Source organism: Vicinamibacterales bacterium (assembly GCA_041659285.1).
Classification (GTDB): domain Bacteria; phylum Acidobacteriota; class Vicinamibacteria; order Vicinamibacterales; family UBA2999; genus 12-FULL-67-14b.
The window spans coordinates 243,303-258,892 of record JBAZYO010000003.1 but is presented as its reverse complement, the minus strand read 5'-3'; the positions used below and the strand labels follow the sequence as shown (position 1 = coordinate 258,892).

Below are 15,590 nucleotides of genomic sequence, written 5' to 3'. Positions count from 1 at the left end.
CACTGCCAGTCGGGAGGGCAATTCGCCCCGGCCGCTACAAGAGGCGCCGGTCGAACGGCAACGGCAGGAGGTCCTTCATCTGCAACGTTGCCGTCACCGCCGTCTTGTTGGCGAGAATCACTTCGATGTCGCCGGCGAACTCCCACAGGATCTGCCGGCACGCGCCGCACGGCGGGGTCGGTGATTCGGTGTCGGCGACGACGACGATGCGCGTGAAAGAACGTTGGCCTTCGGAGATGGCCTTGAAGATGGCGACGCGCTCGGCGCAGATGGTGAGGCCGTAGCTGGCATTCTCGACGTTGCAGCCGGTGATGATCTGGCCGTCGGTGGTTTCGAGGGCCGCGCCCACCTTGAAGCCCGAGAAGTCGGCGGCGGCCCGTTCGCGCACGGCGCGCGCGGCGGCGAGCAGCTTGGCCGCCGAAGCTTCAGCGGAGGGGGCGGCGTCAGAGGCGGCCAATGACCCCCTCCAGCAGACCGATGAACTGTCCCTTCACCTGACGCGCGGTCTCCATCACCTCGTCATGATGAAGCGGCTCGGGGAACACGCCGGCGGCGGCGTTGGTGATGCACGAGATGCCCAGCACCTCCATGCCCATGTGACGCGCGACGACCGCTTCCGGCACGGTGGACATCCCCACGGCATCGGCACCGAGCGTCCGGAACGCGCGAATCTCGGCCGGGGTTTCGTAGCTGGGGCCCAGCACGGCCACGTAGACACCGTGCTGAACGGGCAGGCCCTGTTCCGTCGCGGCCTCGTCCGTGAGGGCGCGCAGCCGGGGGGAATAGACGTGGGTCATGTCGGGAAAGCGCGGGCCGAGCCGATCGTCGTTGGGTCCCACGAGCGGGTTGTTGCCCATCAGGTTGATGTGATCGTCGATCACCATCAGGGCGCCGCGCGAGCACTTCGGCGAAATGCCGCCGGCCGCGTTGGTCAGGATCACGCGCGGCACGCCGAGCCGTCCCATTGCCCGCATGGCAAAGGTCACGGTCTTCAGGTCGTGGCCTTCGTAGGTGTGCACGCGCCCGGACAAGGCCAGCACGCGCTTGCCGCGGAGCGTGCCGCCCACCAGCTTGCCGGCGTGGCCGATCACCCGCGACTCCGGCCAGTGCGGAATGTCGGCATACGGAATGGTGAACGCGTCACCAAGATGATCCGCGAAATCCCCAAGACCGGACCCGAGCACCACGGCCACGTCGGCGCCGCCGCAGCCGTGCCCGCGCAGCCACTCGGCCGCTTCCGTCGCCTGGGCGAAGTCGCTCACAGTAAGAAGCCCACGATGATGGCGGTCAGGAAGTTGGCGAGCGTGCCCGCCAGCATCGCCCGCAGGCCGAGCCGGGCCAGGTCGCCGCGGCGGCTGGGCGCGAGCGCGCCGATGCCGCCGATCTGCATGCCGATCGAGGCGAAGTTGGCGAAGCCGCACAGGGCGAAGGTGGCGATGGTGAACGACCGCGGATCGAGCGCGTCCTTCATGCCGCCCAATTGCGCGAACGCGATGAACTCGTTGAGCACCATGCGCGTGCCGAGCAGGTTCCCCACCGCGGCGGCGTCCTTCCACGGCACGCCCAGGCTCCACGCCACCGGCGCGAAGACCCAGCCGAAAATCGTCTGCAGCGAGAACCCCTGCAGGCCGATGGTGCCGCCGATGGCGCCGAGCATGGCGTTGACCAGCGCGATCAGCGCCACAAACGAAATCAGCATGGCGCCGACGTTCATCGCCAGGTGCAGGCCCTCGCTGGTGCCGCGGCCGGCGGCGTCGATGATGTTGACGTCCTGGTTCACCACCTCGAGCTTCACGGTGCCGCGCGTTTCCGGGGTCTCGGTTTCCGGCACGAACATCTTGGCCATCATCAGCGTGCCGGGCGCCGTCATGATCACGGCGGTGAGCAGGTGCTTGGCGTCGATGCCGAAGGCAATGTAGGCGGCCATGATGCCGCCGGAGATGTGGGCCATGCCGGAGGTCATCACGGTCATCAGCTCCGACTGCGTCATCTTGGCGAGGAACGGCCGGATCGTCAGCGGCGCCTCGGTCTGGCCCATGAAGATGCTCGCCGCCACGTTCAGGGACTCGGCGCCGCTCGCGCCCATCACCCTGTTCATGACGACGGCCAGCAGGCGGACGATGACCTGCATGATCCCGAGGTAGTAGAGGATCGCGAACAGCGCGGCGATGAAGATGATGGTGGGCAGGATCTGGAACGCGAACACGACGCCGTAGCGCGCGCCTTCCTCCCCCAGCGCGCCGGTCATGACGCGGCCCCACACCGAGGCATCGCCGAGCGCGCCGAAGACAAAGCCCGACCCGACGACCGAAAAGTCGAGCAACTGCCGCATCTTGTCGCCGAGCACCTGGAAGACGCGCTGCCCGAGGTCGGTCTTCAGCACGATCAACGCGAACAGGAGCTGCAAGCCGAGGCCCCATCCCACCACCCGCGGACTGATGGCGCGCCGGTTGGTGGACAACCCATACGCCAGCGCGAGGATGCCCACCAGGCCGATCAGCGGTTGCAGCGTGCCCAGGATTCCCACATGTCCCTCGCTAATCGTTATCGTGGACCCACTCGAGGACCAGCGACTGCCCCGTCGGGGCGGTGTCGCCAATCACGATCGCCTGCGTGACCAGCGCCACCGCGGCCTCCAGCCGGGCGGGATCGTTGTAGCGGAGTTCGACCACCGGCTCCCCGGCCTGGACCGCCTCGCCGGGCTTCTTGCGCAGGATGAGTCCGGCCGACAGGTCCACCTGGTCGCCCTTCTTGTCGCGTCCGGCGCCCAGGGCGACCGCCGCCCGCCCAATCGACAGCGCGTCGAGTTCCACCACAAATCCTGAACGCGGGGCCGGCACCAGGTGCGTGAACTTCGCCTGCGGCAACAGGCCGGGGTCGTCGGCCACCGCGGGATTGCCGCCCTGGCGCGCGACCATCTCCTTGAATTTCGCGAGCGCGGCGCCGGATGAGAGCGCGGCTCGCACCCTGGCCGCGGCGTCATCATCGGTGGCCGCCAGCTCCGCCACGCGCAGCATGCGGGTGGCGAAGGTGACGACCAGGCCAGACAGATCGGCAGGCCCGCCGCCCTTCAGCACCTCGATGCACTCGGCGATCTCCACGGCGTTGCCGACCGCCCGGCCGAGCGGCACGTCCATCTGCGTGATGAAGGCCTCGGTGTGCACGCCGGCGGCGTTGCCAATCGACACCAGCGCGCGCGCCAGTTCGCGCGCATTGGCGCGGTTCTTCATGAAGGCGCCGCGGCCGCACTTGACGTCGAGCACCACGGCGTTGCTGCCTTCGGCCAGCTTCTTGCTCATCACCGACGAGGCGATCAGCGGGATGCTCTCGATGGTCCCGGTCACGTCACGCAGCGCGTAGAGCACCTTGTCGGCGGGCGCGATGGTCGCGGTCTGGCTGATCAGGCAGCAGCCCACGTCCGCCAGCATCGCCCTGAACTCGTCGATCGACAGGGCGACGCGAAACCCGGGAATGCTCTCGAGCTTGTCGAGCGTGCCGCCGGTGTGGCCGAGGCCACGGCCCGACATCTTCGGCACCACCACCCCGCACGACGCCGCCAGCGGGGCCAGAATGATGGAGACCTTGTCGCCGACGCCGCCGGTACTGTGCTTGCCGACCTTGATGCCGGGAATGTGGCTCAGGTCAACCCGCTCGCCCGATCGCACCATGGCGTCGGTGAGCCAGGCGGTTTCCTCGGCGGTCATGCCCTTGAGGACAATGGCCATCAGCAGCGCCGAGGCCTGGTAGTCGGGCCACGATCCGTCGGTCACGCCCCCGACAAATGCCTGGATCGCCTCACGCGACAGGGCCTCGCCGTCCCGCTTCGCGCGAATGATGTCGACGGCTCGCATGGGCGGCGGCAGTATATCGTAGTAATCCGCATGGCCCAGCGAACGGCCTCACCCGCCGACCTCACCCGGAGCGCCATCAACCTGGCGCGCGCGATCACGATTGCGCTGCGCAGTTGGGGGTTCTATCCGCCCGAACATCCGGCGGTCGTGCTCGCCGTGGACCGCCTGGTCGCGGCCGCGGCCGACGCGGCAAACAGCGGCCTGATGCAGCTCGCCGTCACGCCCCACCAGCTGCTGCTCGACGGCGTCGCCCTCGATTCCACGGAGCTGGCGGTGGTGGAATGCGCGGAGCTGCTCCACGACCGCGACATCCTGCAGGTCAGCATCATGGTGGCGCCGGCCGAACCGGTGGTGCGGGCGCTGCTGGCCGTGCTGTCGCTCGACCGTGACACGCGGCGCGCGCGCGGCGGCCCCGCCGCGCTGTGGGCCGCGGAAGACCAGAACGCGATCCTCGTCGAGCAGATCGACTACCAGGAGATTCTCGAACGCGAGCTGGACGAAGGGCCGGCGCGGCGCGATGCCACCTGGAAGGCCATTGTCCGGTCCATCATCATGGGCCGCTCGACGTTCAGCGCCGAGGAACAGCAGCGCCTGCTGGACATCTCGCGCGACGTCGGCGCCATCGGCGAACTCGCCAAAGACAGCAAGGAGCCGTTCACCACCCCCGACGGCTCGCCGCTGGTCACGACACAGGCGGCGACGGTGCTGGCGGTGTATCGCCACATCGCGAAGACGGTGGCCGCCCTCGAGCCCGAACGCGTCCAGGAGGTGATCCAGTCGCTGGCCCTGGCGGCGTCCAATCTCGACCCGTCCACGGCGCTGGAGCTGATGCTGCAGGAAGAGAGCGCCGGCGAGAACGTGCAGATTGTCGGCGCGCTCAAGCAGGCCTTCGACGACCAGCAGGTGGCGATGTTGCTGGCCCGCGCCTGTTCGGCCCCGGGGCATCCCACCAACCGGCTCGCCAAGGTGCTCGACACCCTCGCGCCCGACGCCGACCGCAAGCGACGCGTGCTGACGCTGGCCAAGCGGTTGATCTCGGAGCGCGATTTCGGCAGCAAGCGGCCGATCGATGACATCCGGCAGTCGCTCGACGAGCTGCTCCTCAAGTACGACGAGTCCAGCTACGTGTCGGCCGAATACCGGGAGTCGATGGACCAGGCCGCGGCGCGGGCCGTGGACCTCTCGGCCCGCGGCCTCCCGCCCGAGCTCGGCGCCTGGCTCGAGACGCTCGGGCACGACAGCGTCCGCCGGCTGTCGGGCCAGTTGCTGATCGACCTGCTGCGCAACGAGTCGCAGGCCGAGCGCATGGCGGAAACGGCGCGCGACATGGCGGCCTTCGTCGAAGAGCTCCTGCTCGCCGGGGCCTTCGCCGATGCCGTGCCCGTGGTCGGCGAGCTGCTCGCGGCCACCACGCGCAAGGCTGGATTGGCGCCGGAGGCCTGCCGGCGCGCGCTCGACGGCCTTGGCGCGGCCGCCGCGCTGGCCGAGGCCACCACCGGGCTTGCCGATCAATCGAAGGATGAGCTCGCCAGCTTCGAGTCCGTGGTTCGCGACATTGGCGCCGCGGCGGTGCCGGCGCTGTTGAGCGCCTATCAGCAGGAAGCGGGCGGCGTCGCCACCGAGCGGGCGTCGGCCCTCCTCGTCAAGCTCGGGCCGTCGGCCATCCCCGGCCTGGCGGCGGCCGTGGACGACAAGCGGTGGTTCGTGCAGCACGAGGTGGCGCAGGTGCTGGGCCAGATCGGAACGCCGGCCGCCGTGCCACCGCTCCAGGTGCTGCTGCGCCGCACCGACCTCCGCGTGATGCACGAGGCGGTGTCGGCGATGGCGCGGATCGACGACCCGGCCGCGGCGCGCGCCATGCACATGGCGCTGAAGGCAACTTCGGGCGAGGCGCGGGCCGCCGTGATCGCGGCGCTGGTCGGCCTCAAGGACCCGCGGGTGGTGCCGATGCTGGGCCGCATCCTCGGCGACAGCGACCCCTTCGGCGAAGACTTCTCCATCGTGCTCGACACGCTGGGCGCGCTGGCGTCGTTCCGCGACGACCGTGCGCTGGCCCAGATTGCGGCCACCGCGAAACGCCGCCGCTGGCTGGCCTGGGGCAAGACCACGCAGCTGCGCGAGGCGTCGCTGCGGGCGCTCGCGCGCATCGGCACGGCGAAGGCCAGGCAGACGGTCGATGACCTGGCCCGCACCGGCGACTTCTTCCTGCGGCGGATGGCGGCATCCGCGGCGACGCGGCCACCGCTATGAGCGTTCCACACGAAGACATCATCCGGCGCCTCGGCGCCGCCGTGCGGGCCGCCGAGCTGTACGCGCCCAGCCATCCGCTGGTGCAGCGGTCGGCCACCGGCCTCCACGGCATCCTGGCGCCGGCGCTGGTGGACACCCCCACCGTGATCGTCGGCTTCCTCGAAGACGACGTGGTGATCAACGACTTCCGGCTGCCGCGCGGCTCGGCGGCGCTGGCGGGGCTGCTGCGGGACATGCGCGAGCGGCAGATCGAGAAGATCACGTTCGCGCGCGGGCTCGAGGTCCCGGACCTGCGCGCCCTGATGGATGAACTGACGGATCGCACGTCGCGGACGGGCGTCAACGACCGCCTGACCTCGCGCGGCATTCGCCGCATCCAGGTGTCGAAGGTCGCCGCCGAGGAGGAAGACGACTCGGAGGTCGGCCTCGCCGCGGCGAAGCAGATGTACTCGAAGGCGGTATCGACCGCGGAGACCATCTGGACCGCGGCCAAGGCCGGCGAGCAGCCCGACCCGGCCGACGCCCGCGGCATCATCGACAGCCTGTCGAAGCTGGTCTACCAGGACCGCACCTCGCTGCTCGCGCTCACCGCGCTCAAGCGCCACGACAACTACACGTTCACCCACATGGTGAACGTCGCCGCGCTGTCGATGGCGATGGCCCGCTCGCTCGACCTCGAGGGCCCGATGCTGCGGGAGTTCGGCTTCGCCGCGCTGATGCACGACATCGGCAAGGTGCACACGCCGCTGGAGATCCTGAACAAGCCCGGCAAGCTGACCGAGGAGGAGTTCACCATCATGAAGCTCCACGTGGTGAACGGCGCGCACATCCTGCGCCGCACGCCGGAGACCCCGGCGCTGGCGCCGGTGGTGGCGTTCGAGCATCACCTGAAACAGGATCTCAGCGGCTACCCCGAGAACATCGGCGCGCGCACGCTGAACCTGTGCACGATGGTGGTGAGCGTGGTGGACGTGTTCGACGCCCTCCGCAGCAACCGCGCCTATCGGGAAGGGCTGGCCACCGATCGCATCAAGCACATCATGGGGCAGCAGGACGGCACCGCCTTTCACCCGGCGCTGCTCCGCCGTTTCGTCAACCTGATGGGCCTGTTCCCGGTGGGCACGCTGGTGCGGCTCAACACCGAGGAAGTGGGGGTGGTCACGCAGACGCATCCGGAGGACCCGTTCCGGCCGCAGGTGAAGCTGGTGCTCGACGGGACGGGGGCGCTCTATGAAACGCCCCTCCTGACCAACACCTGGGACCGCGATGCGCGCGGGAATTACCCGCGCGCGGTCGTCGAAGCAGTAGACGGGCCGCAGGTAGGCATCGACCCGCTCACGTATCTATAATTCCTGATTACCTCTGTCATGGCGTCCCCTTCCCCCACCAAGCCGGAACCGCTCTCACCCGAGACCGCCGTCCGGCTGTCCGAGTTCGCCAAGGCCTGCAAGGCGGCGACGCGCGTGGTGTCGATGTACCCGCCCAGCCACCCGACCATCCAGGCGGCGCTGTCTCGCATCACCGAGGCGGGCAAGAATGCCGTCTACAACGGGCCGCTGCCGATCACGGTGCTGCCCGATGCCCTGCTGGTGGGCGGCCGCGGGTTCGCCAAGCCGGACGCCGCGGCCGGCGAGCTGGCCTCGCTCCTCCACCAGCAGTTGATTGGCGAAATGACGTTGCTCGGCACGCTCGACAACGACGAGTGGCACGCCTTCCTGTCGCTGCTGGCGAAATCGCCCGAGGATGCGCGGGCCATCGGCGGCGTCGCCCACGCCTGGGACGCCTCGGGCAACAAGTCGATCGCCCTCAAGGAGATCGACTACGCCGAGGTCCTGCGCGAGCGCGCCGGCAGCGGCGAGTCGGCGTCGTGGGACCGCATCCTGGCGACGCTGGGCGAAGAGCGGCAGGAACTGGGCGGCGGCGGACTCGAGCCGGGCGGCATGGCCGACATGCTCGAGATGGCCAAGGATTCGGCGCGCCTGGCGCAGTTCGCCGATCGCCTGCAGGCTCACGGCCGCGCGAGTGGAGACGACTCGATTCAACAGCGCAAGTCGCTGCTCGAGCTGATGCACGGCCTGGCCAACTACGCCGCCGAGCGCCAGCCCGCGGAGCTCGATGCCGTCCTCGACAAGATGGCCGGCGCGGCGGCGCAGATGTCGCCCGAGATGCTGCTGACCCTGATCACCGATCCGCCGCCGCTGCAGCCGCCGGGCACCACCGCGCCGCGCATGGACCTGGGCGGCGAGCTGCAATCCCGGCTCACCGACGAGATGCTGACCAAGTTCCTGGTCGAGAACGTCGTCAAGGACCGCGGCGCGAGCAACCGCCTGGCGGCGGCGTTCCAGACCCTGGTGCCCGACCCCGAGCGTCAGCACAGCATTCTCGCCGCCGCCACCGAGCAGGCCGCCGCCCTGTTCGGCAAGGATCCGCAGTTTGAAAGCATCTGGTCGAGTTCCACCGAGATGCTGACGTCGTATTCCGACTCGCAATTCGTGTCGGAGGACTACGCCCGCGAGCTGACCTCGGCGCGGACCCAGGCGATGGAGGTGGACAAGATCGGCGATGACCCGCCGGTGCGAATCCGCGCCTGGGTGTCCACGGTCAGCAACGAAGAGGTGCGCGCGCTCGACCAGCGGCTGCTGTTGGACCTGCTCACCATCGAGGCGCGGCAGGACGCGTGGGCCGGCGTGCTCGACCTGACCGTCGGCAGCATCGAACAGCTCGTGCTGGTGGGCGACCTCGCGCTGGCCGCCCAGTTGGTGGACGCCGTCGTCAACGCCTCGAACCGGACCGAGGCGCCGTCCGCGGCGTACGCCGCGGCCGGCGTGACGCGGCTCGTGGACGGCGCCCTCGTGCGCCACCTCGCGCTGTTCCTGCGCCAGGCGACGGATGGCGAGGTCGGCCTCGCGGCGCAAATCTGCGCGACGATTGGCCCGGTGCTCGTGGAACCGCTGGCGGATGCGCTGGCCGCCGAAGACAACGCGCGCACCGTGCGCCGCCTGCGCGACATCCTGATCGGGTTCGGCACCGCGGCGCGCCAGTACGCGGACGAGCTGCGCACCTCGCCCAACCCCGCGGTGCGGCGGGCGGCCGTGGACCTGCTCCGTGCGCTTGGCGGCGAAGCCGCGCTGCCCGACCTGCGCGGCCTGCTGGACGATGCCGACCCGCAAGTGCAGCGGGAGGCGCTGCGGGCGATCGTGCAGATTGGCACCAACGAGGCCTACGGGGCGCTCGAGCAGGCGCTCAAGAGCGGCAAGCCCCACACGCGTGACGCGATCATGCAGGCGCTCGGGTCGCTGCGCGACGAGCGCGCCGCTCCCCTCTTCGTCCACCTCCTCACGCACACCGGGTACACGGGATCGCTCGAGGGTGACTACCTGTCGACGATCGAATCGCTGGGCCGCGTCGCCAACGACGAGCGGTCGGTGGCAACGCTGAAGGACATCCTGCATCGCGGCGAGTGGTACGCGCCGGGCCGCACCGCGCGCATTCGCAGCGCCGCGGCCCGGGCGCTGCGAGGCATCAGCCTGCCGAGCGCCGAGCGGGCGCTGACCGAGGCGGCCGAGCGCGGGGCGGGCGGCGTCAAACGCGCCGCCAAGACCGCGCTCGCCGAGGCGCCACCGATGCGGCCTCCGATGCGGAGGGCCCAGTGATGGATCCCGTCACCCGGTTACGAACGGCCGACGAGTTCATGCGGCGTCTGGGCGCCGCGTTACGTGGCGCCCAGCTCTACGCGCCGGCGCATCCGCTGGTGCAGCGGGCGTTCGACGCCCTCAACGAATCCGTCACCCTGCTGCTGACCGATCAACCGTCGATCGCGATCGGCATCATCGGCAACGAGGTGATCGTCGGCGACACGCCGCTGCCGCGGGCGGCCGAATCGATGGGCGAGATGATCCGCCGCCTGAAGGCGCTGGGCATCGAGCGCATCGTCTTCGACCGCGGCGTCACGCCCGAGGAGTTGTCGACCCTGGCGCAGACCATCGCGCATCCCGAGCGGCGCCCCGGGCAGAGCGGCCCCGGGGTCGAGCCGAGCGATCCGCTCGGCGTGCTCGCCGCCCTGCCGCACATTCGCGTCGGCCGCATCCAGACCGAGCAGAAGGTCGAGGCCTCGGCGGCCGACGTGGCGACCATCCGGCGCTTGTACGCCGACGCCTCGAATGTGGCCGGCGCGGTGTGGGAAATGACCAAGGCCGAAGGGACGCCGGATCCCAAGGCGGCGCGGGTCCTGATCGACTCGCTGGCGCAGGCGGTGTCGGCCAACCGCACCGCCCTGATCGCGCTCACCGCGCTCAAGAACTACGACAACTACACGTTTACGCACATGGTGAACGTGTCGATTCTCACCATGTCGCAGGCGCGCGCGCTCGGCATGGAGGGTTCGATGCTGCGCGAGCTCGGGCTGGCGGCGCTGATGCACGACATCGGCAAGGTGCGGACGCCGACCGAGATCCTCAACAAGCCCGACAAGCTGACCGACAGCGAGTTCAACATCATGCGGATGCACGTGGTGGACGGCGCCGAGATCCTGCGGCGCACGCCGGAGATGCCGGCGATCGCGCCGGTGATTGCCTTCGAGCATCACCTGCGCCTCGACGGCACCGGCTACCCGTTTGGCGTCTCACGGGCCGGCCTCAACCTCGGCACCATGCTGTGCAGCATCGCCGACGTCTATGACGCCATGCGCTCGCAGCGCTCCTACCAGCAGGCGTTCCCGTCGGACCGCATCCTCCAGGTGATGAAGCGCAACGACGGCCAGCAGTTCGACCAGCACCTGGTGCGGCGCTTCACGCAGTTGCTCGGCATCTACCCGCCCGGCAACCTGGTGCGACTCGATTCCGGCGCGCTCGCCGTGGTGATCGCGGTGCACGCCCCGGAACCGTACAAGCCCCGGGTCCGCGTCATTGTCTCGCCGTCGCGCGAACGCCTGGACGTGCCGCTGGACGTGAACCTCTGGGAGGCGCCCGACGAGGGCCCCGGCCCCAAGGCGATCACCGCGCCGCTCGATCCCGCCGAGTACGGGATCGATCCGCTCAGCTACTTGTAGACGTGTTTTTCGGCCGCGGCGCCGCAGCCTATACTCGGCGCATGCGAATTGCCGCCGTCTTCGCGTTCCTCGTTCTCGCGGCCTGCCAGGTCACCGAACCGCTACCGCTCGCCGACCTCATCATCCACAACGCCGTCGTCTACACGGCCAACGACACCCAGCCACGCGCCGAGGCGGTGGCGGTGCGCGGCGGCCGCTTCGTGCTGGTGGGCACCAGCGCCGAGGCGCTGAAGCGGCGCGGTCCCAACACCCGCGTCGTCGATGCCGAGGGCCGCGCCGTGCTGCCGGGCTTGCAGGACGCGCATGGCCACTTCACGAACCTCGGTGAGAGCCTGCAGATGTTGAAGCTGCGCGGCACCACCTCCTTCGAGCAGATCGTGGCAATGGTGCGCGCCCGCGCCGCCACGGCGCGCCCCGGTGAGTGGATCCTGGGCCGCAGCTGGGACCAGAACGACTGGGACGACAAGGCCTGGCCGACGCACGACCAGCTGACCGCCGCCGCGCCCAACAATCCGGTGTATCTGACCCGCGTCGATGGTCATGCGGCGGTCGTGAACAAGGCGGCGCTGGACGCCGCCGGGGTGACGCGCACCACGCGCGATCCGGATGGCGGTCGCCTGATTCGCGACACCGCGGGCGCGCCGAGCGGCGTGCTGATCGACCAGGCCCAGCGCCTGGTGGCCGGTAAGATTCCCGACATCTCCGAGGCGCAACTCGAGGAGCAGATCCTGCTGGCCGACGCCGAAGCGCGGCGCCTCGGCCTCACCATGGTGCACGACGCCGGCGCGTCGGTGCGCGAGGTCGCGGCCTACCAGCGGCTGATCGATCAGGGCAAGCTCAAGACGCGCATCTACGCGATGCTCAGCGGATCCCTCGACACGCTGAAGGAGGAGTTCAAGAAGGGGCCGATCAAGGACTACGGCAACCGCCACTTGTCGGTGCGGGCGATCAAGATCGTCGCCGACGGCGCGCTCGGCTCCCGCGGCGCGGCGTTGCTGGAGCCCTACACCGACGAAGCCAAGAACACCGGCCTGCTGACGACGCCGCCCGGCGAGGTCTACGCCCAGACGCTGGCGGCGGCGCAGGCGGGCTTCCAGACCGGCATCCACGCCATCGGCGATCGCGCCAACCGCGAGGTGCTGGACCTGTTCGAGAAGGTCGCCGCCGAGGTCCCCGCGGCCCGCGACCTGCGCCAGCGCAACGAGCACGCGCAGATTCTGGACGAGGCCGACATCCCCCGCTTCAAGGCGCTCAACGTGATCGCCTCGATGCAGGCGACGCACGCCACCTCCGACATGCCGTGGGTGGCGGTCCGCATCGGCCACGCGCGCACGGCGGAAGGCGCCTACGTGTGGCAGAAGCTCCTCAAGACCGGCGCGGTACTCGCCAACGGCTCCGACTTCCCCGTCGAAGAACCCAACCCGATGCCGGGCCTCTACGCCGCCATCACCCGCCAGGACCCCTCGGGCAACCCGGCGGGCGGGTGGATGCCAGACCAGCGCCTGTCGCGGGCCGAAGCCCTGAAGTCGTTCACGTGGAGCGCGGCCTACGCGGCGCATGCCGAACATGACCTTGGCTCGATCGAGACGGGCAAATACGGCGACCTCCTGCTGCTCGATCGCGACGTGATGACGGTCGAGCCCGCCCAGATCCTGGGCACCTCGGTGTTGCTCACGGTCATCGGCGGCGAGGTCGTCTACGAGAAGTCCAAGTAAATCGTCGGGGACGCGGCCCCGGCTCCCGCCCGGGCTAACATGGCGCTATGACTGTTGCGCGACCAGTGTGGCGGGCCGTCCGCGGGGCGGGACTCGTGGGCGTCACGGTGGCCGGCCTCCTCACCGCCGCCGGCTCCGGTCAGGAGCGGCCGGCGCCCGCCGCCTCGCGGCTGTTGGTGCAGGACGCCGCCTTGCCGCCGCTCGATCGCGGCCTGCGCGACCAGGAGCCGCCACGCGCGGCGCGCAATCACGACGACGCGGATCGCGTGCGCGCCGATCGCAGCGCGGCCGCCCTGCCCTACGTGCGCGGCTCGGTGATCGTGAAGTTCAGGGACGGCACCGGCTCCGCCGCCATCACCGCCGCGACCCGGCAGGTTGCCGGCGACACGGTGGATCGCTCCGGCTGGGCCAACTTCGACATCATCGACATCCCCGACTCCGCGGATCCCGAGGCCGCGTCCGCTGTGCTGCGCGCGCGCCCCGACGTGGAGTACGCGCAACCGCGGTACAAGAACTACGCGCTGAGCCGGCCCAACGATCCGCTCTACACGAACCAGTGGAACTTCCCCGCCATCGACATGGAACGGGCCTGGGACATCCAGCCTGGCGCCACCTCCGACATCATCGTCGCGGTGCTCGACAGCGGCGTCGCCTTCAAGTCGGGCACCTTCCGCTACAACTCCCGCTTCAACTTCCGCATGACGCAGAACGGACCGATCTATCCCGCGCTCGGCGTCGTCGACGTGCCGTTCGCGGCGGCGCCGGAACTCGGCGCCAGCGGCTCCACCCGTTTCGTCGCGCCGCACGATTTCATTTGGGATGACGACGCGCCGGTGGACCTGGATTCACACGGCACGCACGTGACCGGCACCATCGGCCAGCTCACCAACAACGGCATCGGCGGCGCCGGCATGGCTTACAACGTGCGCATCATGCCGGTGAAGATCATCCAGGCGCTGTGGGACGAGATCTTCTCGAGCCCCAACGAAGGCACCGATGACGTCGTCGCCCGCGGCATCCGCTACGCCGCCGACAACGGCGCCAAGGTGATCAACCTCAGCATCGGCCGCGACGATGGTGGCCCGGCGCCGGTGGTGACCGATGCCGTGCGCTACGCCGTGAGCAAGGGCGCGTTCGTCGTGGTGGCGGCGGGCAACACCCGCGACAGCGGCAACCAGGCCAACCGCCTGGCGCAACCGGCGCCCGACATCAACGGGATGGTCGCCGTCGGCGCCGTCGGCCGCACGCTCGAATCGGCGTACTACTCGACGTCCGGCTCCTTCGTGGAACTCTCCGCGCCCGGCGGCGATCAGCGCGCCGGGGGCACCAGCGCCGGCATCCTCCAGCAGACCCTCGACCTCGACCTGCTCGAAACCTACGAGCGGCCAGTGTCGCGGTTCGGACCGCCGCGTGCTGATTCGTTTGCGTTCTACTACTTCCAGGGCACGTCGATGGCGACCCCGCACGTGTCGGGCTTTGCCGCCTTGTTGATGCAGCAGGGCGTGACCAGCCCGGCCGCGATCGAAGCCGCCATGAAGGCATTTGCCACCGACAAGGGGACCGCCGGCCGCGACGACCTCTTCGGCTACGGCCTCATCAACCCTCGCGCCACGCTGCGCGGCCTCGGCCTCGCCCGTTAGGACCTCATCGATGACACGCCGATTGCCTTTTCTCGCCGCCGTCGCCATGCTCGTGGCGGTGGCCAGTGCCAATCCGGCCGCGGCGCAAACACGGCGGCCGGCGCGGCGGCCCTCGTCGACGTCGAGCAGCATCCAGATCGGCGGCTACGCGACGGTCGGCCGGTTCACCTTCGCGGCGACCGAGAGCTTTGACGCCATCCTCGGCAAGACGGCCGCGCCCATCGTCGGCGGCGGCGCCACCGTGGGCCTGCCGTTCGGCGGGCTGTTCGTGGACGTGGGCGCCTGGCGCTTCGCGGGGTCGGGTGAGCGCGTGTTGGTGCTGGACGGCGACGTGATCCCGCTCGGCATCCCGCTCGACGTCACGATCGTGCCGATTGAATTCAGCGCCGGGTGGAGGTTCCGTATCCCGCGAGTCCCCAAGCTGGTGCCGTACGCGGCGGCCGGCTACACCTCGTTCGGCTACCAGGAAACTTCGTCGTTTGCAGGCGCGGGCGAAGACGTGGACGAGCGGTTTGGCGGCTATCACCTCCGCGGCGGCGCGGAATACAAGATCACGCGCTGGCTGGGAGTGGCCGGCGAAGTGGCGTGGACGACGGTGCGGGACGCCATTGGCGAAGGCGGCGTGTCGGCCTCGTTTCACGAGACCGACCTGGGAGGGACCAGCTTCCGGGCGCGCATCACGGTAGGCCGGTGACCCCCTTCGAGCGAAAGGTGCTGACCATCGTGTCCCGCATTCCGCCTGGCCGGGTCACGACCTATGGCGACGTGGCGCGCCTGGCAGGCAAGCCGCGCGCGGCGCGGGCGGTCGGCAACATCATGCGCACCGCCGACCGTCCGGGCCTCCCCTATCACCGCGTGATTGCCGCCGGCGGGCGGCTCGGCGGGTATTCAAGCCTCCTCCTCAAGCGGTCGCTGCTCGCGGCGGAAGGCCTCACGGTGACCCCCGCGCGGGTGGTGGGATTCGCCCGGCGGCGTTGGCCCGCCTCCGCTCGCGAAGCGAGCTCCAGCGAGGTCGCGCCGAAGCGGCCTGCGGCCGCGAAGGCGGATAAGTAGATCCGAACCAACCGGGGGTTTAACACGTCTGTGT

General features: G+C 69.8%; 12 protein-coding genes. 8 read left to right on the top strand and 4 right to left on the bottom strand.

What is annotated here, in order from left to right; all coding sequences use genetic code 11:
- Positions 1 to 34: 34 nt before the first annotated feature.
- The 4 genes from cdd to WC815_06070 are packed head-to-tail and all read right to left on the bottom strand — an operon-like array spanning position 35 to position 3,851.
- Positions 35 to 457, bottom strand: coding sequence for a cytidine deaminase (gene cdd / locus WC815_06085; protein ID MFA5908324.1), 423 nt, complete (start codon positions 455 to 457; stop codon positions 35 to 37).
- On the bottom strand, positions 444 to 1,262 hold the full coding sequence (locus WC815_06080; GenBank protein MFA5908323.1) for a purine-nucleoside phosphorylase: 819 nt from the start codon (positions 1,260 to 1,262) through the stop codon (positions 444 to 446). The genes cdd and WC815_06080 overlap by 14 nt, the downstream gene beginning before the upstream one ends.
- Positions 1,259 to 2,527 (bottom strand): NupC/NupG family nucleoside CNT transporter, encoded by a 1,269-nt coding sequence (locus WC815_06075; protein ID MFA5908322.1) that lies wholly within the window; start codon positions 2,525 to 2,527, stop codon positions 1,259 to 1,261. Before WC815_06075 ends, WC815_06080 begins: the two co-directional genes overlap by 4 nt.
- Before the next feature lie 10 nt (positions 2,528 to 2,537).
- Positions 2,538 to 3,851 carry a thymidine phosphorylase gene (locus WC815_06070; GenBank protein MFA5908321.1) on the bottom strand — a complete coding sequence of 438 codons (1,314 nt, stop codon included), beginning with the start codon at positions 3,849 to 3,851 and terminating at the stop codon, positions 2,538 to 2,540.
- 30 nt (positions 3,852 to 3,881) lie between these two features.
- Here WC815_06070 and WC815_06065 point away from each other — a divergent pair, with 30 nt between their 5' ends.
- From WC815_06065 to WC815_06030, 8 genes are read left to right on the top strand one after another with little or no spacing between them, the layout of a single operon-like run.
- Positions 3,882 to 6,101, top strand: coding sequence for a HEAT repeat domain-containing protein (locus tag WC815_06065; GenBank protein ID MFA5908320.1), 2,220 nt, complete (start codon positions 3,882 to 3,884; stop codon positions 6,099 to 6,101).
- On the top strand, positions 6,098 to 7,450 hold the full coding sequence (locus WC815_06060) for an HD-GYP domain-containing protein (protein MFA5908319.1): 1,353 nt from the start codon (positions 6,098 to 6,100) through the stop codon (positions 7,448 to 7,450). The genes WC815_06065 and WC815_06060 overlap by 4 nt, the downstream gene beginning before the upstream one ends.
- 18 nt (positions 7,451 to 7,468) lie before the next feature.
- A complete protein-coding gene (locus WC815_06055; GenBank protein ID MFA5908318.1) occupies positions 7,469 to 9,754 on the top strand; it encodes a HEAT repeat domain-containing protein in 2,286 nt (761 codons plus the stop codon).
- The gene (locus WC815_06050) at positions 9,754 to 11,148 is read left to right on the top strand and encodes an HD-GYP domain-containing protein (GenBank protein ID MFA5908317.1); all 1,395 of its coding nucleotides are present in this window, start codon (positions 9,754 to 9,756) and stop codon (positions 11,146 to 11,148) included. The genes WC815_06055 and WC815_06050 overlap by 1 nt, the downstream gene beginning before the upstream one ends.
- A gap of 41 nt (positions 11,149 to 11,189) precedes the next feature.
- Complete coding sequence (locus tag WC815_06045) at positions 11,190 to 12,863, top strand: amidohydrolase (GenBank protein MFA5908316.1); 1,674 nt, start codon at positions 11,190 to 11,192, stop codon at positions 12,861 to 12,863.
- A 47-nt stretch (positions 12,864 to 12,910) separates the two neighbouring features.
- A complete protein-coding gene (locus WC815_06040; protein ID MFA5908315.1) occupies positions 12,911 to 14,503 on the top strand; it encodes a S8 family serine peptidase in 1,593 nt (530 codons plus the stop codon).
- 10 nt (positions 14,504 to 14,513) lie between these two features.
- Positions 14,514 to 15,197 carry a hypothetical protein gene (locus tag WC815_06035; protein ID MFA5908314.1) on the top strand — a complete coding sequence of 228 codons (684 nt, stop codon included), beginning with the start codon at positions 14,514 to 14,516 and terminating at the stop codon, positions 15,195 to 15,197.
- Positions 15,194 to 15,556, top strand: a complete 363-nt coding sequence (locus tag WC815_06030; GenBank protein ID MFA5908313.1) for an MGMT family protein — start codon at positions 15,194 to 15,196, stop codon at positions 15,554 to 15,556. Before WC815_06035 ends, WC815_06030 begins: the two co-directional genes overlap by 4 nt.
- The last annotated feature ends 34 nt before the right edge of the window (positions 15,557 to 15,590 follow it).